General features: G+C 62.8%; 19 protein-coding genes and 1 pseudogene. 15 read left to right on the top strand and 5 right to left on the bottom strand.

Annotation, left to right across the window (positions count from 1 at the left end):
• Positions 1 to 31 precede the first annotated feature (31 nt).
• Complete coding sequence (locus AKG11_RS25050) at positions 32 to 778, top strand: SDR family NAD(P)-dependent oxidoreductase (RefSeq protein ID WP_050745883.1); 747 nt, start codon at positions 32 to 34, stop codon at positions 776 to 778.
• A 172-nt stretch (positions 779 to 950) separates the two neighbouring features.
• Here AKG11_RS25050 and AKG11_RS25055 read toward each other — a convergent pair whose 3' ends face one another.
• Positions 951 to 1,907, bottom strand: coding sequence for a LysR family transcriptional regulator (locus tag AKG11_RS25055; RefSeq protein ID WP_050745884.1), 957 nt, complete (start codon positions 1,905 to 1,907; stop codon positions 951 to 953).
• Positions 1,908 to 2,090: 183 nt separating this feature from the next.
• On the opposite strand from AKG11_RS25055, the gene AKG11_RS25060 reads away from it, so the two are divergent.
• The 13 genes and pseudogenes from AKG11_RS25060 to AKG11_RS25115 all read left to right on the top strand — a co-directional run bounded on the left by AKG11_RS25060 (position 2,091) and on the right by AKG11_RS25115 (position 15,729).
• Positions 2,091 to 3,446: an amidase gene (locus AKG11_RS25060; protein ID WP_245290193.1), complete on the top strand. Its 1,356-nt coding sequence runs from the start codon at positions 2,091 to 2,093 to the stop codon at positions 3,444 to 3,446.
• Between the two features lie 50 nt (positions 3,447 to 3,496).
• Positions 3,497 to 4,795 (top strand): ABC transporter substrate-binding protein, encoded by a 1,299-nt coding sequence (locus tag AKG11_RS25065; RefSeq protein WP_050745886.1) that lies wholly within the window; start codon positions 3,497 to 3,499, stop codon positions 4,793 to 4,795.
• Positions 4,796 to 4,868: 73 nt separating this feature from the next.
• On the top strand, positions 4,869 to 5,672 hold the full coding sequence (locus tag AKG11_RS25070) for an ABC transporter ATP-binding protein (RefSeq protein WP_050745887.1): 804 nt from the start codon (positions 4,869 to 4,871) through the stop codon (positions 5,670 to 5,672).
• On the top strand, positions 5,669 to 6,394 hold the full coding sequence (locus AKG11_RS25075; RefSeq protein ID WP_050745888.1) for an ABC transporter ATP-binding protein: 726 nt from the start codon (positions 5,669 to 5,671) through the stop codon (positions 6,392 to 6,394). Before AKG11_RS25070 ends, AKG11_RS25075 begins: the two co-directional genes overlap by 4 nt.
• Before the next feature lie 5 nt (positions 6,395 to 6,399).
• Positions 6,400 to 7,287 (top strand): branched-chain amino acid ABC transporter permease, encoded by an 888-nt coding sequence (locus AKG11_RS25080; RefSeq protein WP_023516055.1) that lies wholly within the window; start codon positions 6,400 to 6,402, stop codon positions 7,285 to 7,287.
• A gap of 9 nt (positions 7,288 to 7,296) precedes the next feature.
• Complete coding sequence (locus AKG11_RS25085; RefSeq protein WP_050745889.1) at positions 7,297 to 8,367, top strand: branched-chain amino acid ABC transporter permease; 1,071 nt, start codon at positions 7,297 to 7,299, stop codon at positions 8,365 to 8,367.
• A 9-nt stretch (positions 8,368 to 8,376) separates the two neighbouring features.
• Entirely contained in the window at positions 8,377 to 9,960 is a 1,584-nt protein-coding gene (locus AKG11_RS25090; protein WP_050745890.1) for a GMC family oxidoreductase, read from the top strand.
• Between the two features lie 12 nt (positions 9,961 to 9,972).
• Positions 9,973 to 11,478, top strand: coding sequence for an aldehyde dehydrogenase (locus tag AKG11_RS25095; protein WP_050745891.1), 1,506 nt, complete (start codon positions 9,973 to 9,975; stop codon positions 11,476 to 11,478).
• A gap of 14 nt (positions 11,479 to 11,492) precedes the next feature.
• Entirely contained in the window at positions 11,493 to 12,596 is a 1,104-nt protein-coding gene (locus AKG11_RS25100) for a class II histone deacetylase (RefSeq protein WP_050745892.1), read from the top strand.
• A gap of 231 nt (positions 12,597 to 12,827) precedes the next feature.
• Positions 12,828 to 13,316 carry a GNAT family N-acetyltransferase gene (locus AKG11_RS25105; RefSeq protein ID WP_050745893.1) on the top strand — a complete coding sequence of 163 codons (489 nt, stop codon included), beginning with the start codon at positions 12,828 to 12,830 and terminating at the stop codon, positions 13,314 to 13,316.
• 588 nt (positions 13,317 to 13,904) lie between these two features.
• Positions 13,905 to 14,108, top strand: a complete 204-nt coding sequence (locus AKG11_RS25110) for a hypothetical protein (RefSeq protein WP_024270761.1) — start codon at positions 13,905 to 13,907, stop codon at positions 14,106 to 14,108.
• 269 nt (positions 14,109 to 14,377) lie between these two features.
• Positions 14,378 to 14,626 (top strand): annotated as a pseudogene (locus AKG11_RS35465) (IS3 family transposase); the annotation flags it as partial.
• A 146-nt stretch (positions 14,627 to 14,772) separates the two neighbouring features.
• A complete protein-coding gene (locus AKG11_RS25115; protein WP_050745894.1) occupies positions 14,773 to 15,729 on the top strand; it encodes a sugar-binding transcriptional regulator in 957 nt (318 codons plus the stop codon).
• 10 nt (positions 15,730 to 15,739) lie between these two features.
• Here the strand turns inward: AKG11_RS25115 and dhaL are convergent, their stop codons facing one another.
• The 4 genes from dhaL to AKG11_RS25135 form a co-directional block, all read right to left on the bottom strand.
• A complete protein-coding gene (dhaL, locus tag AKG11_RS25120) occupies positions 15,740 to 17,506 on the bottom strand; it encodes a dihydroxyacetone kinase subunit DhaL (RefSeq protein WP_050745954.1) in 1,767 nt (588 codons plus the stop codon).
• A gap of 37 nt (positions 17,507 to 17,543) precedes the next feature.
• Positions 17,544 to 18,536, bottom strand: coding sequence for an ABC transporter permease (locus AKG11_RS25125; protein WP_050745895.1), 993 nt, complete (start codon positions 18,534 to 18,536; stop codon positions 17,544 to 17,546).
• Positions 18,526 to 20,025: a sugar ABC transporter ATP-binding protein gene (locus AKG11_RS25130; protein WP_050745896.1), complete on the bottom strand. Its 1,500-nt coding sequence runs from the start codon at positions 20,023 to 20,025 to the stop codon at positions 18,526 to 18,528. Before AKG11_RS25130 ends, AKG11_RS25125 begins: the two co-directional genes overlap by 11 nt.
• 80 nt (positions 20,026 to 20,105) lie before the next feature.
• On the bottom strand, positions 20,106 to 21,053 hold the full coding sequence (locus AKG11_RS25135) for a substrate-binding domain-containing protein (RefSeq protein WP_050745897.1): 948 nt from the start codon (positions 21,051 to 21,053) through the stop codon (positions 20,106 to 20,108).
• Positions 21,054 to 21,401: 348 nt separating this feature from the next.
• On the opposite strand from AKG11_RS25135, the gene AKG11_RS25140 reads away from it, so the two are divergent.
• Positions 21,402 to 21,605 carry a hypothetical protein gene (locus AKG11_RS25140; protein ID WP_050745898.1) on the top strand — a complete coding sequence of 68 codons (204 nt, stop codon included), beginning with the start codon at positions 21,402 to 21,404 and terminating at the stop codon, positions 21,603 to 21,605.
• Positions 21,606 to 21,719: the final 114 nt, after the last annotated feature.

Below are 21,719 nucleotides of genomic sequence, written 5' to 3' on the forward strand. Positions count from 1 at the left end.
GGAGAAAAGAGCCCGATAGCGGAGGAAAGCCATGAACCAGATCGATTTGTCAGGCCAGCATGCGGTGGTAACAGGCGGCGCGCAGGGCCTTGGCTTTGCCATGGCACGCCGTATCGTTGCATCGGGCGCCACCGTCACGCTCTGGGATGTCGATGAGGCTCTGCTGGCCTCGGCCCGCAAGACCCTCGGCAGCGCCGCCACAACAGTTATCGTCGATATCTCCGACTGGGAGCAGGTCGACGGCGCGCGGGCGCGCACCGAAGAGATCGCAGCCCCCGCCTCGCTTCTCGTCAACTCCGCCGGCATTGCCGGGGCCGCAGCGCCGCTCGATATCTACGACATCGCCATGTGGAAAAAGATAATCGACATCAACGTCAATGGGACCTTCTACGTCAACCGGGCGCTTGTGCCCGGCATGAAGGAACGCAACTACGGCCGTATCGTCAACATCGCCTCGGTTGCCGGCAAGGAAGGCAATCCGAATGCCGCTGCCTACTCGGCTTCGAAGGCTGCCGTGATGGGCCTTACCAAGTCGCTCGGCAAGGAGCTTGCCGGCTACGACATCGCCGTCAATTGCATCACGCCGGCGACCGCCCAGACCCGTATCCTCGAACAGCTGACGCCGGAGTTCATCGAATATATGCGCTCGCGCATACCGCGGGGCCGCTTCCTGGACGTCGACGAGGCGGCCTCCATGGTCGCCTGGCTGCTCTCCAAGGAGAACAGCTTCACAACCGCCGCGACCTTCGATCTCTCCGGCGGAAGGACGACGTATTGACGGTGCAACGCGGCTGGGGGCTAAACACGACCAAACAAAGTTAAGTTCAGATCGTATCGTACCCCCTCAATCTATCCTTGCCGAGGCGATGCAGGCAACCACTGCAAGCGCAGATCAGGTCCTGTACAATTGCCGATGATGCATGCCGCGGCCATCGTCCAGCTCGCCGCTATCAGCCAAAGATCAAGGCGGAATGCCTCTTCTCAATGCAAACGGAAAACCCGGACGGGCCGACCTCGCGAAAAAACCGGCGGATGATTTCGATGAACAGCCGCACGAACAGAGGCTTCGCGTTTCCATAGAGATCCAGGACGATGACCGATGGCGGCGGGAGTTCGTCGAGGATCGGACGCCTCACGATGCCCTGGCCGTCCGACGTTGCCCGGCCTATGGGGCGCATGTTGAGGATCGACATACCAAAACCAGACGCAACCGCGGAGCGGACCGTTTCATAGGAGCGGGTATGAAAGCGGACATCCGGCCGCTTCGCCAGGATATCGAACAGCGTCAGCAGATATGTCGCCGTCTGGGGCATGTCGAGCAACACGAATGGACGCGTCGCAATCTCCGATAGCCAGACGGCATCCTTGGCCGCCAGCGGGTCATCGACATGCAGGACGGCGTGGGCCGGAACCTTGCAAATCCGTGTCATCGTCCCTGTCGTGATAGTGCCGATATCGTAGAGAACAGCCAGATCGATCAGCCCCTCGCCCAGCCAGGTTTGCAGCTGCACCTGGTCCACTTCGAGAAGGTCGATTTCGACATCGCCGACATTGTCGATGTACATGCGCAGCATTTCCGGCATGAACAGGGCACCGAACGGTTCGAAACAGCCGATGCGCAAGACCTTCGGCACACGGTCGGCGAGGTCGCCGATTGCCCTGTCGAACTCCGTCGCAGCCGAAAGCATGATCCGGGCCGCGCTGATGAAGCGCTCGCCGGCCGGCGTGACCTGCACTCCGCGTGCCGGCCGCCGCTCGAAGATGCGTGCACCCATCTCCCCTTCGGCGAGTGTGATCGCCGCAAGAATGGAGGATTGCGAGATATGCAGGACCTTTGACGCAGCCTGTACACTGCCAAGGCTTGCGACTTCGCAGACATAGCGCAGCTGCCGGATCGTCAGGTTCATCGAACCGAATGCTCCAGAAAATGTATGAAGTTATGCGAAAGAATACATTTTGTGCGTGCGAAGGAAAGGTTCATTCTGCCCTCAACGAACAAACCTGCCGCAAGATGCAGGGATATACGAAATCAAGGGAACGATAGAATGCCTTTTCAAAACCCTCTCGAAGGGGCGGCGGAGCTATGCCGTATGGACGCCGCAGCGCTTGCGGCAGCCTATCGCAATCGCACGCTTTCGCCGGTCGAGGTCGCCAGGGCAACCATAGAACGCGCCGAGAACGTGAATGCCAGGCTCAACGCCTTCACATTCATCGATCATGATGGTGCACTTGCAGCCGCCGACGCAGCCGAGAAGCGCTGGGCGAAGGGGGCGCCCCTTTCGGATATCGATGGCATCCCGACAACGCTCAAGGATATCGTGTGGGTCGAAGGCTGGAGTGTGCGCTACGGCAGCACCACGACACCGGCACGCCCCCATGGCGATGACGCGCCGTCCGTGGCCCGTTTGCGCAAGGCCGGCGCGATCTTCATCGCACAGACCACCACGCCGGAATTCGGTTGGAAAGCCATCACGGACAGCGCACTTTTCGGCGTGACGCGCAATCCGTGGAACACGGAAAAGACGCCCGGCGGATCATCCGGTGGCGCAGCCGTAGCCGCTGCAGTCGGGGCGGGGGTTTTTCATCTCGGAACAGACGGCGGCGGCTCGATCCGCATTCCTGCGTCCTTTACCGGTATCGTGGGCCACAAGCCGACCTTCGGCCGGGTTCCGGCCCATCCGGCAAGCGCCTTCGGCACCGTCGCCCATGTGGGGCCAATGACGCGAAGCGCCCTCGACGCGGCAGCCATGCTAAGGGCGATGTCCGGCAGGGACATCCGCGACTGGGCTCAGGGCGTCGGCAAGCTGGCGAGCCTCGAGCCTGGAGAAGCTGCGAGCCTCGCCGGAAAACGCATCGGATACTGGTCGAAACCAGCCAGCGGGACACTCGATCCCGAGGTCGCCGCGGTGGTCGATGCCGCGGTCTCGAGATTGTCCTCCGCGGGGGCTATCGTGGAGCCGATTGCGCTGCCCGCGGAAGGCCTTCTGGACCTCTTCCATCATCATTGGTTCACCGGTGCTGCGGCGCGCCTTTCCTCGATCCCCGAGGCGGAACGTGGGTTGATCGATCCAGGCTTTCTCGAAATCGCTCGTGCCGGCGCGGCGTATAGCTCGACGGAACTGGTTCTCGCACAGGTCCGGCGCGGCGAATACGGCGCAGCGATGGATCGCCTGCTTGCCGAATACGATTTTGTGGTTTCGCCCGGGACGGCATTGCCTGCCTTCGACGCGGGGCTCGAAGTGCCGGCGGGAAGCGCCTTCAGCCGCTGGACGGAATGGGCCGGTTTCAGCTTTCCCATCAACCTGAGCCAGCAACCGGCCTGCGTCATACCGTGCGGCTTCACCTCCGCCGGCCTGCCTGTCGGTTTCCAGATCATCGGAGCACGCGGCGAAGACGCTGCCGTCCTTTCCGCCGCGGCCGGCCTGGAGGTGATGTTTTCCAGGTAAGCACCGACCACGCATGACGAACACAACCAACTATAAAAGGGGTAACCGTTATGATGAATAGACGTGCAATGCTTCAGGGAGCCTTGGGAGCCGGTGCGGCCGGCGGCATGCTCCTTGCCGATATGAACAGGTCCGCCCGGGCGCAGGATACGTCCCCGATCGCAGTGGGCTCGGCGCTGCCGATGTCCGGCATCGCAGCGGCGGACGGCATCGAGTTCAAGAACGGGCTCGACCTTGCCGCCGAGGAGATCAACGCCGCCGGCGGCATTCTGGGCCGGCCCGTCGAGATTCACATCGAAGACACCAAGGAGATGGGCGCCGACCTCGTATCCCAATCCATGCAGCGGCTGGTCGATCGCTTCAACACGCCGGTGATCATCAACGGCTACAACCTCGGCACCAACATGATCGAAATGGACGTCGCAGCCGACAACGACGTCATCATGATGCACTACAACACGCTCATTTCGCACAACGAGAAGTTCAAGACCGATCCCGAGCGGTATTACGGTTCCTTCCAGGGTGACCCTCCGGAATTCTGGTATGGACCGGGCTGCCTGAACTTCCTGAAGACTCTTTCGGAAGGCGGCAAGTGGACGGCGCCGAACAAGAAGATTGCCATCATTCCCTCGGCCAACGAGTATTCCATCGTGATCGCCAATGCGATCCGCGACAAGGCCAAGGACTACGGTTTCGAGGTGAGCCTGTTCGAAACCGTGCCGTTCCCGACCAACCAGTGGGGCCCCACGCTGGCAAAGCTGCGGCAGGACCCGCCGGCCGCCATCATCGTGACGCACTTCCTGCCGCAGGATCTTGCGCAGTTCATGGTGCAGTTCCTTTCCCAGCCCACGAACAGCCTCGTCTACATGCAATACGGCCCGTCGCTTCCCGCCTTTCGCGAGATCGGCGGCGAGAGCATCAACGGCGTCATCTATTCAACGGTCGTCGGCTGCCTTCCGGACGAATTCTCGAAGCCCTTCCGCGAGTCCTATCGCGCGAAGTTCGGCCCGAGCTCCGCCTACATCACGGGATCGCAGACCTATGACGGCCTGTGGATGTGGGCGATTGCCGCCGCCATTGCCGGCGGTCCGGGCGAGCCCTTCAACAAGGAGCAAGTGGGCAAGGTGGCGGCCGTCATGCGACGCAATGTCTATCGCGGCGTCAACGGGACCTATCGGGCCGATACCGCCGGACAGTCGGCCTACTGCTACCCGACGCAGACGGCCGATCCTTCGCTGGGCATGCCGCATCAGTTCCTGCAGCATCAGGACCACACGACCGACCCCAAGCTCATCGCGCCGGCGCTCTACGCCACCGATGCGTTCGTCCTGCCACCCTGGATCAAATAGGCTCCTGCAGGTGCAGCGCTGAATCTGGGTATCGGCCGCGAAAGTGGCCGATACCGATGGCGGAAGGAGCGGGATGATGGAAAGCAGCGGGACAATCTTGCTGGAATGCGAAAACGTCGTGAAGCGCTACGGTTCGCTTTCGGCGGTGGATGGTATGTCGCTGACCGTCAGCCGTGGCGAGATCGTCGGCATCGGCGGGCCGAACGGCGCAGGCAAGACCACCTTTTTCGACGTGGTGACAGGCGTAACGCCAGCGACCGAAGGAAGGATGATCTTCGACGGCCACGATATTTCGGGACTTGGCGCCGACAGGATATGTCAGCATGGCATTGCGCGCACATTCCAGCTCAACGCGGCATTCGACAGCCTGACGGTACGCGAGAACATCGACGTCGCCGCCTATTTCGGCCGTAGCCGAAGGACGCTGCCGGGGCTGAGGCTCGGCAGGGACGTACGCGACCAGACGGAAGAAGCACTGGCTTTCGTTGGTCTTGCGGACAAGGCAGATGCGACGGTGGCGCAGCTTCCCGTGCTCGACCGCAAACTGCTGATGATTGCCGGTGCGATCGCAACCAGACCCAAATTGCTTTTTCTGGACGAGCCGGTCGGCGGGCTCAATACAAGCGAGATCGACCACATCATCCGTTTGGTGGAACGGCTGAAGGCGAACGGCATGACCGTCGTTCTCATCGAACACGTCATGCGCTTCCTGCTCGCGCTCTCCAGCCGTGTCCTCATCATGCATCATGGCAAGAAAATCTTCGAAGGACCGCCGCAAGCAGTCGCTGAAGACCCGGTCGTGGTCGAAACCTATCTCGGAGAGGGAACGCGCAAGCGCCTCAAGACCTATTTTTCCGAAGGCGAGGTCCAGCCGTGAGTGCGTTCACGAAACCGCCCGTCCTCAGTCTTTCCAACGTGGTCTCCGGCTATAGCGGACTGGAGGTGCTGAAGGGCATATCCTTCGATGTCGCCGCCGGCGACTTCGTCACGGTCGTCGGGCCAAACGGCCACGGCAAATCGACGCTGCTCAAGACCATCTCCGGCCTCGTGCCGCTGACATCGGGCGCGGTCCGCATCAATGGCGCGCCGACGCTTGCCAAACCGCATGCCATCGCCGCGCTCGGTGTGGCCCACGTTCCACAGGGCGACATGCTGTTTCCTGAAATGAGCGTCCTGGAAAACCTGCTCATGGGGGCCTATCTCGCTCCCTCCAAGGCGGAAATCGATCGCCGGCTGGACGAAGTCTATACACTCCTGCCCAAGCTTTCGGACAGGCGCGACCAGATCGCATCGTCCCTCTCGGGGGGAGAACGGCGCATGGTTGGCATCGGCCGTGGCCTCATGATGGGCGGGCAGATCCTCCTGATCGACGAACCGTCGTTGGGTCTCGCCCCCCTGATCATCGAGCAGATCTATGGCGTGATAACGGAACTCTCCAGAGGCGGCCGCACGATCCTGCTCGTGGAGGAGAATCCGGCCCGCGTCGCCGACCTCGCAAACCATCTCCACCTTCTGGATGACGGTATGATTGTGTGGTCGGGCCCACCTGCTGAACTGCTTGCCCGCGACGAACTCCTCGCAACGTATCTGGGGGGCTGACGATCATGCTCGACATCCTGACCGCCATTCTCATCGCAGGCCTTACGACAGGGGCTCTCTATGCGCTTGCAACCGTCGGCCTCTCCCTCGTCTGGGGCTCCATGGGCATGCTCAACATGGCGCATGCCGCCATGTTGACGCTTGGCGGCTATTCCGCCTTCACGCTCTGCACCGTCCTCGGCCTACCGGTCATCGCCGGCTTTGCCGGCGCCATTCTTGTCGGCGCCGTCGCAGGCGGATTGCTCTACGTCCTGATCGTGCGCAACCTGCTGAAGAACGACAAGGCGACGTTCGAATCCAATGTGATGATCGCAACCGTCGGCATCGGCATTGCGCTCGAAAACGCTATTCTTCTGACCTATGGTGGCCAGCCGTTGAAACAGCCGATCTCGGCAACGGGATCACTCGTGCTCGGTCCAGTGAGCCTTCCCTATCAGAACATGCTCATCGTCTTCGTCGTCATAGCGCTCATGGCCGTCATAGCGCTTCTTCTCGGCAAGACGCGCATGGGTCGCGCCATCCGTGCGACAGCCCAGAACCGCGAGGCAGCGCAACTCATGGGCGTTGCCGTCAACCGCGTCTACTTCCAGGTCCTCGTCCTGTCGGGCGCGATCGCCGGCATCTGCGGCGTGATGGTGAGTTCCATGACCCAGCTTTCGCCGCCGCTCGGGAACGACCCCATGCTGAAAGCCTTCATCATGTGCGTGGTCGCAGGGCTCGGCAATTTGCCGGGCGCGGTGGCCGCCGCCTTTGGTCTCGCGCTGCTCGAGGCCTTCGTCCAATACGTCGCCGGCGCGCGCTGGGGTTTTCCAACGCTGCTCTTCGTGGTCATCGCTGTCCTGATATGGCGGCCCGCCGGCCTTTTCGGCCGTGTCCAAATCCGTCGAATGTGAGGTGACGCCGTGACCCAGACTTCAAGCTTCAAGGGCATGGCCGGCAGCGCGCGTCTCGACCTTCTCGTCAGCCTGCTGCTCATCGCGGCCGCGATTGCGCTTCCTTTCATGATCGACAGCCGCTACGTGCTCGGCCAGATCGTGCTGGCCCTGTTCTACGCCACCATTGCCTCGCAGTGGAACCTGCTTTTCGGCTTTGCCGGCGTCTTCTCGCTGGCACAGATGGCCATGTTCGCCTTCGGTGGCTACGCGACCGCGATGATCTGCTTCTATTTCGGATGGAACGTCTGGACGGCCTTGCTGCCGGGCGCGCTTTCTGCCGTTGTCTTCTCGCTGATCGTCGGTCTCGCGTGCCTTCGCCTGACCGGCGTCTATGTCGCGCTGCTCACGCTCGCCATCGCCCAGACCATGTATCTGCTGATTGTCACGGACACCGAATGCTTCACGATGGTGGGCTCCATCTGCCGGCAGTTCACCGGTGGCGCTGTCGGCTTTGCCCGCTTCGGCGATCTCGGCACGCGGGCGCTTCTCAAGGGCCAATGGCTCGTCGGCAACTATGCGATCGTCGCAACCCTCTTTGCGATCACGATGATCGTCACATACATCATCGTCAAAAGCCCGATAGGGCTTGCGTTTCGCGCGCTGAAGGACAATCCCGGCTATGCGGTGGCGCGCGGTGTCAACCGGTTCCAGGCGCAGCTTCTCGTGTTCGGTATCTCGGCCTTCTTCACGGGCCTTGCCGGCGGCTTCTACGCCGCGCATTTCCAGGCGATCGGTCCCGGCATCCTCTCCATGTCGCAGCTGATGTTCATCATCGCGATCACCGTCGTCGGCGGTGTCGGCACCTTCTGGGGGCCGCTCGTCGGCACGATCGTGCTCGTGGCGGCCGACGAGCTGATGCGCGAGGCGGGTGAGTTCCGCACGCTCGGCCTCGGCCTCATCATCGCTCTGTCGATCCTGCTCATGCCGAAAGGCCTCGTCGGTCGGCTCGGCGATCTCGTCTTCTGGCTGCGCCACCGCAACGCCGCGGCCGTCTCCAGCGTCAATTTCCAGGAAAAGCCGGCAACCGCCGGGAAGTGAGGGGGTCCCATGTACGACACGATCATCATCGGCGCAGGTTCGGCCGGCTGCGTGCTTGCAAACCGGCTGAGCGCCGATCCGGACCGCAAGGTCCTCGTCCTCGAGGCCGGACGCGCCGCCCCCCTCGCCTCCGATATCCCGTCCGACTGGGTGACCATGTTCAACACGGGCGCCGATTGGGGTTACTACACCGAGCCGCAGGCCGGCTGCCGCGGGCGCCGCATCTTCTGGCCGCGCGGCAAGATGGTGGGCGGCTCCGGTGCGCTCAATGCGATGATCTATATCCGGGGACTGCCTTCGGACTATGATGCCTGGGAAGCGATGGGCTGCGCCGGCTGGGGCTGGAACAACGTGCTTCCGGTGTTCCTCCATTCCGAGGCCAACGCCGACATCAAGGAGAGCCCCTATCACGGCAACGACGGCCTCCTGCACATCGGCAATGTGCCCTATGTCGACAAATACGAACGGATCTGGATCGAGGCCGCGGAAGCAGCGGGCTATCCCTACAATCCCGACTACAACGGTGAAACCCAGGAAGGGGTTGGTCTCTTCCAGTTCACCATCAAGAACGGCGAGCGCTGGGGAACCGGGAAGGCCTACCTGCGGCCCGCGCTCGAGCGGCCCAACCTGACGGTGAAGACCGGCGTTCTCGTGACAAAAATCATCATCGAGAATGGCCGCGCCACGGGTGTCAACTACCTGATCGACGGCGTTCCGCACACGGCCCATGCCGGCAGCGAAGTCGTTCTGTCTTCGGGGGCAGTCGGCTCTTGCCAGCTCCTCATGCTGTCGGGGGTCGGCCCGGCGGACGACCTGAAGGCGGTGGGTGTCGATCCCATCCACAACCTTCCCGGCGTCGGCAAGGACCTGCAGGACCACCTCAACATCCCGATCACCTTCTACACCAAGGAAGCCCTCGGCATCGGCGCCTGGACCGACGAGGTGATCGCCGACAGTTTCGAGGAATGGCGCGACCGGCGCACCGGCATCCGCACCTCGCCCTGGGTCGCCTCCGGCGGCCATGTGTGCAGCAGGCCCGGCGTCGAACCCGACCTCCAGCTCTACGGTGCGATGAGCCCACATCGCGACTACGCCCGCTTCCTCGGCGGACAGTCGGGCATCACCACACACTCCACGCTTCAGCGCCCGAACAGCCGCGGCGAAATCAGGCTGCGCTCATCCAATCCGATAGAGCATCCCGCGATCGACCCCAGATACTTTGTGAGCGACCCGGAAGGCCTCGACCTTGCCACCCTGGTGGAGGGCATCAAGATCAATCGCCATATCATGGAGCAGTCGCCGATCCGCGCGCTTGTCGACTACGAGATCAGTCCGAGTGCGGAGTGCAGGACGGACGCCGAAATCGCCAACTATGTCCGCGGCCACATGACGACGCTCTACCACCCCTCCTCTTCCTGCCGCATGGGCGTCGATGCGATGGCCGTTACCGATCCCGCGACGCTCAAGGTTCGCGGCCTCGAAGGCCTGCGCGTTGCCGACGCATCGGTCATCCCGAAGATGGTTTCGGGCAATCTCAATGCGCCGACGATCATGATCGCCGAGCGTGCCGCCCAGATGATCCTCGCCGGCTAAGGAGACGCATCCATGAACATCGCCCCATCCACGGGTCGTTGGCACGACAGGGCCGCAAAGCTTTCCTTCGAAGGCAGGCTCTTCATCGACGGCGACTTCCGCGAAGCCGTGTCCGGCTCGAAATTCGAGACGGTCAATCCGGCCAATGACAGCGTCATCGCGGAGGTATCGCGCGGCGCGGCAGCCGATATCGACCTCGCCGTCTCCTCCGCGCGCAGGGCGTTCCGGTCGGGCGCTTGGTCGCGCATGGCGCCGCGTGCCCGCATGGCCGTCATGTTGCGGTTTGCCGAGCTTATCGAAAAGCATGCCGAGGAATTCGCGCTGCTCGATACGCTCGACATGGGCAAGCCGATCCGGGAAATGCTGACGGTCGACATCCCGCTGGCGCTTACCTGCCTGCGGTTTACCGCCGAGTGTATCGACAAGATCGAAGGCAGCGTCGGTTCGACGTCCAGCGACGTGCTGTCCTACGTCATCCGCCAGCCGCTCGGTGTGGTCGGTTGCATCGTGCCATGGAATTATCCATTGCTGATGACGGCGTGGAAGATAGCACCCGCACTTTCTGCCGGCAATTCGGTGGTGCTGAAGCCGGCCGAACAGTCCCCCCTCTCTGCGCTGCTGCTCGCGAGGCTCTTTGTGGAAGCCGGCGGACCGGCCGGCGTGCTCAATGTGGTCAACGGTTTCGGGGCAGAGGCCGGCAAAGCGCTGGCCTTGCACGACGGCGTCGATAAGATCGCCTTCACCGGTTCAGCCGAGGTCGGCAAGTTGATGCTGGTCTATGCCGGCCAATCCAACATGAAGAAAGTCGCCACGGAATGCGGCGGCAAATCTCCGCACGTCGTTCTTGCGGACGCCGAAAACCTTGAAACGGCTGCCTGGTGGGCTGCCATGGGCATCTTCGGGAACCAGGGCGAAGTGTGCTGTGCGGGCTCACGCATCATCGTGGAGAAATCGGCCGTCCCGGACTTCGTCGATGCGCTCACCGTGCAGGCAAGAACCGGCTACATGCCCGGCGATCCGCTGGACGAGGCAACGACCATGGGGCCTCTCGTCACCCGCGAGCAGCAGCAGCGCGTGCTGAACTATATCGACATCGGCCGCCGCGGCGGGGCGCAGTGCATTCTCGGCGGCGGCGCGCCCGACGGGCTGGAGCACGGCGCCTATGTCGCTCCGACCATCTTCACCGGCGTCGACAACACCATGACGATCGCCCGCGAGGAGATCTTCGGCCCGGTCGCCAGCATCATTCCCGTATCGGGCTACGACGAGGCGGTCACCATCGCCAACGACAGCCCCTTCGGCTTGGCAGCCGGCATCTGGACGAGCGATCTCGGCAAGGCGCACCGCTTTGCACGCGATGTCGAGGCCGGCATGGTCTACGTCAACAGCTACATGAACGGCGACATGCAGTTGCCCTTCGGCGGCTGGAAGGAAAGCGGCAACGGACGCGACAAATGCATGGATGCGATCCTCTCCTACACGCAGAGCAAGGGCGTGTGGGTGACGGTCGGCGCATGAACGGGGAGCAGACAATGAAGACCGGCTGGAATTTCCACGAACTATATCTCTGGCACGATACGGGCGCGGCCGCACAATTCTTTCCCGCGAGCCTGACCGTCGAACCCGGGGAACATGCGGAGAATGCCGAAACGAAGCGGCGCTTCCGGAATCTCATGGAGGTTTCCGGGCTTACCGACCAGCTCGCCAGCGTCAAATCGGTACCGGTCGACGAGGACGACCTCGCCCTCTTCCACACGCGCGACTACATTCGCCGCATCAAGGCGCTCAGCGACGACCGCGGCGGCGACGCGAGTTATCTCACGCCCTTCGGTCGCGGCAGCTACGAGATTGCCTGCCTTGCGGCCGGCGGCACGTTTGCGCTGATGGACAAAGTCCTCTCCGGCGAACTCCAAAATGGCTATGCGCTGGTCCGCCCGCCGGGGCACCATGCCGAAAGCGACAACGGCATGGGCTTCTGCCTGTTCGGCAACGTTCCGGTTGCCATCCTGAAGAGCCGCAAGAAGCACCGGTTCGAGCGCGTGGCGACGGTGGACTGGGACGTTCACCACGGCAACGGCACGCAGGCGGCGTTCTGGACCGATCCCAACGTGCTGACCATCTCGCTCCACCAAGAGCGGCTCTATCCCCATGACAGCGGTGACCGGGAAGAACGCGGCGCGGGCGCGGGCTACGGCTACAATCTCAACGTTCCGCTCCCGGCCGGCTGCGGCCACGGTGCCTACATCGCCGCCTTTGAACAGGTGGTGCTTCCAGCATTGACGGCCTACAGGCCCGACCTCATCGTCGTGCCGTCGGGATTCGACGCGTCGGGCGCCGACCCGCTTGGCCGCATGATGCTGCATAGCGACACCTATCGCGCGATGACGCGGATGCTCATGGAGGCCGCCGGAGATTTGTGTGGCGGGCGCCTTGTCATGTCGCACGAGGGCGGCTACTCCGCCGCCTACGTGCCCTATTGCGGCCTCGCCGTGATGGAGCAGCTCTCGGGCATCAGGACCCACATCGATGACCCGTTCCTGCCGGTCTTCCTGAACTACCGGGGCCAGGACCTGCGCCCCTGGCAACAGGACGCGATTTCGGCCGCCGCCGAGCTATTGGTGGGAATCCGTCCATAAATATGCCAGCGGAGGGCGTGGTGACATCAAAAGCCGTCGTGCGATTGGGCGTGGCGATGGCAATAACGCAGAAAACCCTCAGCAGTTTGTTGCGGGCATAGGCGCAATGTTTTATCGCAACGTTACATGCCTGAATCTGGATAATGGAAGCATCGAGCTATTCTTTCTGAGCCGACACTCAGGTGTAGTTATTTTTTAGATATTAATAAAATAAATTGAGAAAGAAAAAACATGACACTCCCTCCGAACAACGCAGAGGTGACGTTTCGCCGGGTAACGTCTGCGAATGTCTCTGAAATTTGTGAGCTGAGCGAAACCCTTTCGGAAGAACAGAGGGATTTTGTCGCGGATAACGGGACCTCGATTGCCGAGGGATTCTGTTCGCAATCGGCCTGGTTCCGCGGCGTTTATGCGGATGACGTCCTGATCGGTTTCGTCATGGTGCATGATGGATCGGATTGGGATGACGGGATCGACTGCCCTGGCCCGTATCTATGGCGTTTCATGATCGCCAGGCCTTTTCAAGGCCAGGGCTTTGGGAAGCAGGCAATCTCCAAGATCGCCACGCGCCTTCGGTCACAGGGTGTTCGGGAGCTCTACACGAGCTACAGCCTTGGGCCTGGCAGCCCGCAGGCATTTTATGAGAAGCTCGGCTTTTCTCCCACTGGCGGGATGTTCGACGAAGAGGTCGAAGTCGTCCTTCAGCTCGCGGAGCGGTGAACGCGCAGCCGACAGCTTGCATGCCTGATGGCACTCCTCTTCGTGCGCTTTGAGAAAGGCGGTTGGCCCCGGTCAGCGCGATCGCTTGCGTGATATCAAGGCACCCGCAACGCTGCCGCCCGCATGGTGGGCGGACACCCGGGCTTGCCACGAGCACCGAGGACAAGCTTTGTATCTTTGCGGGTACCGATCGGACCTGCAAATTCGTCTTCGCGAGATTGGTGCCACGCGCCACCGGCGCCGCAGCCCGGCTATTCCTCGATGAAATCGTCGCCGTCGTGCCCTACTGCATCCATACATACCTACCGACAATGGCATCGGTTCGCCGATCTGCCGAAGAAGTGCTCCAGTCCGACTGCCAGATGGCGTGGGCATCCATACGACCGCAGCTGACAAAGCCCAATCATCCATGGACCAACGACCAGGTCGAACGGATGAACCGAACCATCAAGGAAGCGACCGCGAAGCGGGATCAGTCTCCACCGCTATCATGAAGCCCGAAGACAGATCGCCGACCTTTGCAAGGTCCGCTTGCGAGACAAGATCGCCGCGCTAGAGTTGCACAGCGATTCGCCATCAGGAGGAAGAATGCGTCAGCAGACAAAACCGTTCACCGTTGAAATCAAGCAATCCCGGAAGCTGAAGCCCAGCAACCAAAAACCGTCGATCTGGGGAAAACTGGATTTGAGCATTGCGGAAGACCACGTTGCCTCCGCGGCTCCGATGATCGAGCCAGCCACAGCCGAGAGCAGCGAACGGCTCCAAGCTTCGCAGACGCACTCAAGCTCTTAACCCCTCAACCATGCTTCGCGCACGCCCACGGCTTCCGGCGGCAGTTCGACAAGAAGTGCCGCTGCGCGCTGCACATGGAAGGTCGCCCAAAGGCGACTCACATGTTGTCAGCCGCCATTTTGAGCGGGATTGAAGATCGCGGGCATGATCTAACCGTGCTTGAGTTCGTGGCATCTCCGAGACCCTGGCAACGAAGGCCACTACCGAGCTGCATGCCATAGCTAAGCCATTGAAAGGTTGGAACGTGCGCCCATTCGTCGTGGCAGATGGTGACTGAGAGCTTCTTCAATCCGATGAAGCGGGAGCGGAGAGGCTGAAGGGTCAAGCGCTCAAGGAACGAGGGCAGGCAGGACATGTTCGATTACATCGAGATGTACTACAACCTAAAACGCAAACACGTCAGAAACGGAATGCTATCATCTGTCGAGTCCGCAAAGCCCCAAAAGAGTGACGTGGCGATATCTATGGAGCCCCGGGCTATTCAGTTTGCAACCAATCGCGCCCATGGAAAATGTTGAGGGGCTTTATCAACGCCACAACGACGCATTGGAATATCGAAGATGGCTGAAGCCAACAGTGAATGCGCACGGTATTCAGGGCTCTCGACGTTGGACGGCAGCCAGCGTTGACGCATAAATCAGACACATCAAGGAAACCGTGCCGCATGAACGAAGACTGGGGACATTTCGATGAGGAACTGGAGCGCGCGCGCGTCGCCTGGCTCTATTTCATCGGCGGGCAAACCCAGCAGGAAATCGCCCAGCGCATGAACATCACGCGGCTGAAGGTCAACAAGATCATCGGCCAGGTGCGTGAATCCGGCAGCGTGCAGGTCAATGTCAGCCTGTCTTTGACCGACTGTATCGAACTCGCCGAAAAGGTCTCCGCCCGCTACGGCCTGGTCGATGCGCTGGTGGTGCCGGATCTCGACGATTATCTGGAGCAGAAGCGGGTCATCGGCGAGGCGGCCGGTTCGCTGGCGAGCGAACTGATCGAGGGGCGCGGCATGGGGGTCGGCATCGGCTCCGGGCGCACGCTGAGCTTTGCCGTGCGCAGCCTGCGCGCCCGGCCGAAATCCGAAAGCTGGGTCGTCGGGCTCACCGGCGGCGTCACCAGCGGCTCGGCCACCAACACGTTCGAGGTCGCGACGGCCTTTGCCCGCGCGCTCGGCGTCGAATGTCACTACCTGACGGCGCCGATCTACTGCGCCAATCCCGAAAGCCGCAATGCGCTGCTGCTCAACGACGAATTGACGGACGTGCTGGCGCGCACCGAGATCGCCGATATCGGCATCGTCTCCTGCGGGGCCTTGGCGCAGGATACGTCACTCACCCAGATCCGTGTCGTGAAGGACAATCTCGATACGGTGCTGAAGCGCGGCGCCGTCGGCGAGTTCATGGGCTGGTTCCTCGATGCGCGCGGCCAAGCGATCGATCATTTCCTCAACGACTCGATCATCGCGCTGCCGCCGGACAAGCTGAAGCTCAAGCCCATTTCCGTGCTGGTGTCCGGTGGTATCCGCAAGATCCCGATCATCCGGGCGATCCTGCGCGCCGGTTACGTCAACCGGCTCGTCACCAATGAGGGTGTTGCGCGGGCCTTGCTGCAAGGCCCGCGCTGATTGTCCTGGATCAGGCGAGCGCCTTCTGGAGCGCGGCCGCCATGGCGCGCAGCGTCACGTAGGTCGAGGCGGCACCGGGGTCGATATGGCCGACGGAGCGTTCGCCGAGTTTCGCCGAGCGGCCGCGCCGGGATTCGAGCGCCGCCGTCGCCTTCATGCCGGCCTCGCCGCCGTCACGCGCGGCAACCAGCACGTTCAGCGTGGAGCCGCCGTCCTTGGCAACACGAAAGCCCGCCTCGACCGCCGGCACCCAGGCGTCGATCATCGTCTTGTCGCCCTGTTCGGCGCGGCCGCGGTCGCGAATACCCTGGCAGGCGGCGCTCAGCCACTCCGCCATGCCCGCGCCGTCGAGGTTGAGACGGTGGCTGACCGCCGTGCCGGCACGCAGGAACGCGGTGGCGTAGAGCGGGCCGGAGGAGGCGCCGACGGCATCGAGGAAGGCCTTGGCCATGCGCTTGCAGATGCCTTCGATCGTCTCGTCGTCCTGCGTATCCTCCAGCGCGCGCTGCACCGCCTTCCAGCCGATTTCCATCGTCACGCCATGGTCGCCGTCGCCGATCACGCCGTCGAGTTCGGAAAGCCAGTTCTTCTCCGCGATGATCTCGTCGCCGACGGCATGCATCATCGTCTTGAAGATCGCCGGCGTCACGTCGCCCTCGGTCAGCAGTTCGCGGGGCTTTTCCTGCACGGCGGCGCCGCTTTCGGCAAGCTTCACCGCCTTGCGGCTGCGGATCGCGATGTCGTCGGTCTTCTCGAAGGCGCCGACAACGAGGGCCGGCGTGCGGCAGGGATGGTCGAGCAGCGCCTGCAAGGTATCGTCGAGCTTCATCAGCGTCACCGAGGCGCCGGCCATTTCCAGCGAGGTGGCATATTCACCGACCCACGAGGCGTGGATCTCGATGCCAAGAGCATCGAGCCGCTGCTTGACGCGGCGGAAGATGAGGTAGAGCTCGATCTGCGACGTGGCGCCCAGGCCGTTGACGAGAACAGCGACGCGCTCGCCCGCTTTGAGTTCCAGCTCCTTCAGCACCGCCTCGACGAGTTCGTCGCTCACCTCATCCACCGGCGCGAGCTTCTGGCGGCGGATGCCGGGCTCGCCATGCAGGCCCATGCCGATTTCCATCTCGTCGTCGCCGATGGTGAAGTTCGGCTTGCCGGTCTGCGGCAGCGAGCAGGGGCTGAGCGCCACGCCCATCGAGCGGGTCGCGTCATTGGCGGCCTGCGCCAGCGCCTCGACGCGCGCCAGCGGCTCGCCGAGATCGGCGGCGGCACCGGCCACCTTGAAGACGAAGAAGTCGCCGGCAATGCCGCGGCGCTCGGATTTGCGCTCGATCGGGGCGGAGGCGACATCGTCGGCGACCGCGACATGGCGCACGGCGATGCCGGCCTGTTCCAGCTCCTCCGCCGCCATGGTGAAGTTCAGCACGTCGCCCGTATAGTTGCCGTAGAGCATGACGACGCCGACGCCGCCATCCACGGCACGCGCCGCCTCGACGATGTGCGATGGCGAGGGAGACGCGAAGATGTTGCCGACGGCGGCCGCATCGGCAAGGCCGCGCCCGACATAGCCGGCAAAGGCCGGCTCATGGCCCGAGCCGCCGCCCACGACGATGCCCACCTTGCCATCGCGCGGGCCATCGACGGCGACGACCGCCCGCCCCGTCGCACCCTCGACGCGCAACATGTCCGGATGCGCGCCGACCATGCCTTCAATCATCTCCGCGATGATGTTTTCCGGCGCGTTGATCAGCTTCTTCGTTTTGACTTCCTGGTTCATTCTGCTTTCTTTCGTCAGATCGATGCGGCCGTCGGCTTCAAGCGTCACGGCGGAGATAGCGGCGGGAAACGGCGTCGAAGGAAATGGCGAGCACGACGATCGCACCCGAGACGATGCCCTGCCAATAGGGCGAGACGCCGAAGAGCACGATGATGTTCTCGATGATGGCGATGATGCCCGCACCGAAGATCGCCCCGATCGGGCTGCCGATGCCGCCGGTGGTGGCGACGCCGCCGATGACGGAGGCGGCGATCGGCGCCAGGACCCAGGTCTCGCCGATCGACGGCTGGGCAGTGCCGAGGCGGGCGACCATCAGCACGCCGGCAAGGGCTGCAATGGCGCCGGCGGCGGTGAAGACGAGAAGGCGCACCTTGTCGACCTTGATGCCGAGCATGCGGGCACCGGCCTGGTTGTTGCCGATCGCATACATGTAGCGGCCGAAGGGCGTCTTCAACATGACGAAGGTGGCGACAGCCAAAGCCACGAGCATGATGATGAAGGGCACGGGAACGCCGAGAAGGTCGCCGCGGCCGAGATAGTGCACGTCCTTCGGAATGCCGGTGATCGCGACGCCGCGCGTCAAAACCAGATTGGCGCCGCCGAAAATGCCGGCCGTGCCGATGGTGAGCACCAGCGAATGCAGCCGCAGCACCGTCACCAGCAAGCCGTTGATGAGGCCGAGGCAGGCCCCGAGAAGGATCGCCAGCAGCATGGCCGAATAGGGCTCGAAGCCGAGCCGCACCATGAGGATGCCGGAGATGACGCCGCAAAGCCCGCCGACCACGCCGAGCGACAGGTCGAGCTCCCCCAGCACCATCAGCATGGATTGCGCAATGGTGATCAGGCCGACGAAGGCGAGCCCGCGCGCGATGACCGAAAGGTTGTAGGGCGTGAGGAAATAGGGCGAGATCAGCGCGGAAAGCGTGAAGATCACGGCGAGCGCGACGAAGACGCCGGCAAGCGGGCTGCGCGACAGGATCGCCCAAGGCCTGGCCTGAATGGGCCTGGTTTGCGTGGAACTAGTTTGCATGGACTTTCGCCTCCGTGCCGAAGATGGCGCCTACGAGGGTTTCGTTGCTGGTGTTGGTGGTGTCGAACGCGCCGGTGATGCGGCCGTGATGCATGGTCACGATGCGGCTTGCGCATTTCTTGAGTTCGTCGAGTTCGGATGAGACGAGGATGACGCCGACGCCCTCCTCCGCCAGACCCTTCATGATTTTGTAGATCTCGGTCTTGGTGCGGATGTCGATGCCCTTGGTGGGTTCGTCGAAGATCAGCACGCGCGGCCGCGTCGCCATCGCCCGGCCGATGATGGCCTTCTGCTGGTTGCCGCCGGAAAGCTGCGAGATGCGCTTGCCCATGCCGGATGTGCGGATGCCGTAGTCGTCGATGATCTTCTGCACCGCCTCGCGCTCGCGCCCGCCGCTGATACCGAAGGCACCTTTCGTCAGCGAGAGGATGGAGATGCCGATGTTTTCGCGCAGCGACAGCAGCGGGAAGATGCCGTGGTGCTTGCGCTCTTCCGAGAGGTAGAGCATGCCGCCGTCGACCGAGGCGGAGGTGTCGTTGAGCGTCCACGGCTTGCCGTCGACCGTCACGCTGCCGGCCTTGGCCTTCAGAAAGCCGAAGATCGTCTGCATGACTTCCGAGCGGCCGGCGCCGACAAGCCCGGCAAAGCCGAGGATCTCGCCGCGCCGCAATTCGAAATCGACATCGTGGAAGCGTGCGCCGGAAAGGCCGCGCACCTGCATGATCGTGTCGGTGACCGGCCCTTTCGGGCGGAAATGTTCGTCGAAGGAAAGGTCCCGGCCGGACATGGCGCGGATCAGGTCCGCCTCGGCAATGTCGGCAATCCGGCCGCTTTCGATCTTCTCGCCGTTGCGCAGCACCGTGTAGTCGTCGCCGATGGCGAAGACCTCGTCCATCTTGTGGCTGATGAAGACGATGGCGTGGTCGCGGTCGAGCAGGCCGCGGATGACCTTGAAGACGCGGTCCACCTCGACGCGCGTCAGCGACGACGTCGGTTCGTCGAGGATAAGCACCTTCATGGCGGCATTGGTGCAGGCGCGGGCGATCTGCAAGAGCTGCTGGTCGGAGACGGAAATATTGGCGACCAGGTCGCGCGGATCGGCCTCGATGCCGAAGCGTTCGAGATAGGTCCTGGCTTCCTCGACGAGCGCATTGCGATTGACGAGAAGGCCGCCATGCCCCGTCCTGTCGAACGGCATGAAGAGGTTTTCCGCAACGCTCATCTGCGGGAAGAGATTGAGCTCCTGCGGCACATAGGCGACGTTCTTGTAGAGGCTCGCATCCTCTGCCGGATCGCGGCCATCGATCAGCACCTGGCCACGGGACGGCCGGTCGGTGCCGGTGAGGATCTTCACGAGGGTGGATTTGCCCGCACCGTTCTCGCCGGCGAGAATATGCGTGCGGCCGAGTTCGATCGTCAGATCGACCCCGTCGAGGGCGGTCACGCCGGGAAAGTCCCGGCCAAGGCCGCGGGTTTCGAGATAAGCCATGGGGCACCTGCGTACAGGAATGAGATGGAAAAGGCGCGGGGGAAGTGCCCCGCGCCTCGCGTCAGTCCGGTCGCGCCGGATCAGCCGCCCACATTTTCCTTGGTAAGGAAGGCGTTGCCGGTGTCGAGGTAACCCGGCACCTTGGCGCCCGTCGCCTGCGCCCAGAGCAGCATGACCGACCAGTAGCCCTGGAGCTCCGGCTGCGAGGCGGACGAGCTGTCGGCCACGCCGTCGCGGATCATGTCGAGCATTTCCGGCAGGTTGTCGAGGCCGACGAGGGTGACCTGGCCCTGCTTGCCGGCTTCGACGATCGCCTGGCCGATGCCGATCGGGCCGGCGGCGTCGGATGCGACCCAGCCCTTGAGGTTCGGGTTCGCCTGCATGATGGCGGCCGCCTGCTGCTGCGCCGTCTCGATGCTGTCATTGTCGATGCCTTCGGCAACGACCTTGATGCCCGGATGTTCGGCGAAGACCTGGCGGTGGCATTCGGCGCGGATCGAGTGGTTCGGCGCGGTCGGCACGCCCTGCATGATGGCGACTTCGCCTTCGCCGCCGAGAACCTCGACCAGGCGGCGGGCCGCGATCTTGGCCTGCTCACAGAAATCGGAGCCGATATAGGGGATGGCCATGCCTTCCGGCGGGATCGAATCGAAGATCACCAGCGGGATCTTCTGGTTCTGCGCTTCTTCGAGCGAGGCGCGGTTGCCGGACGGATCGAGCAGGTCGAGCGCCAGGCCATCGGGCTGGGTCGCAAGCGCGCTGTCGATGATTTGGTTCTGCTGCACGACGTCAGCGGACTGCGGCGCCGAGTAGATGACCTCGACGTTGGAACCGGTCTGCGCCTTGATCGCGGCCGCGGCGGCCTGCGCGCCCTCGTTCACCTTGTCGAACCACGGATGCACGACCTTCGGCACGACGACGAAGCGGTAGCTGTCCTTCTTGACGGTTCCGGCGGCATCCTGCGCCGAGGCCGCGACGGGCAAGGCAAATGCGGCGGCGCACGCCAGCAGCATGGCAAGTTTTTTCATAGTGACCTCCCTTGGAGCGGGCGCAACTTCCTCCCGCCGAATGATGGAACATGGGCTTCGTATCGAGGCTTGCTCCCAAAGCCCATGCCGAGACCAATACACATGTATTTTTTAATTTACAAGAGTTTCATCACCGCTGCGACGCCAGAAACAGGGCCCATTCATTTACGCTCGCCGACAAAGGTTGACTGCGGAACCCGGCTTTGGTTCCTCTGCGCCGACCATCCTGTCCGCCCGGCACACCAGTTCCAGACCCAGATGCCATCGGAAAACAAACATGAAGGCGCTCGCATTGCGCGTTCCGCCCGCTGCAGTCATCGTCAGCTTGCTATCCGGGCGGGATAGGGCATGCATCTGGTGGCAACGATCGCTGCGGCCGCCATCCATTTCAAACCGCGCACATTCATCATTGGCACAGGCCCGAGGGCGACGCTTGGTCTTCTCGCTGTTGGTCTGACCTCCAATGCGCGGGTCGCTTCTGCCCGGATCGGCCTGTCCGACATCGGCGGCAGCTACCTTTCACCGGCGACCCTTGAGACAATCGAGGTATGACTACCGGACAAGTGGAAACATCCGGCCATCGGCACCATCTCGCAACGCATGCTCACGCTGACGCTGAAAGGCATGGAACGCGACGGGCTCAGTCGCTTGGCGATTGAAAAAGAA

This window comes from Shinella sp. SUS2, from assembly GCF_001262505.1.
Classification (GTDB): domain Bacteria; phylum Pseudomonadota; class Alphaproteobacteria; order Rhizobiales; family Rhizobiaceae; genus Shinella.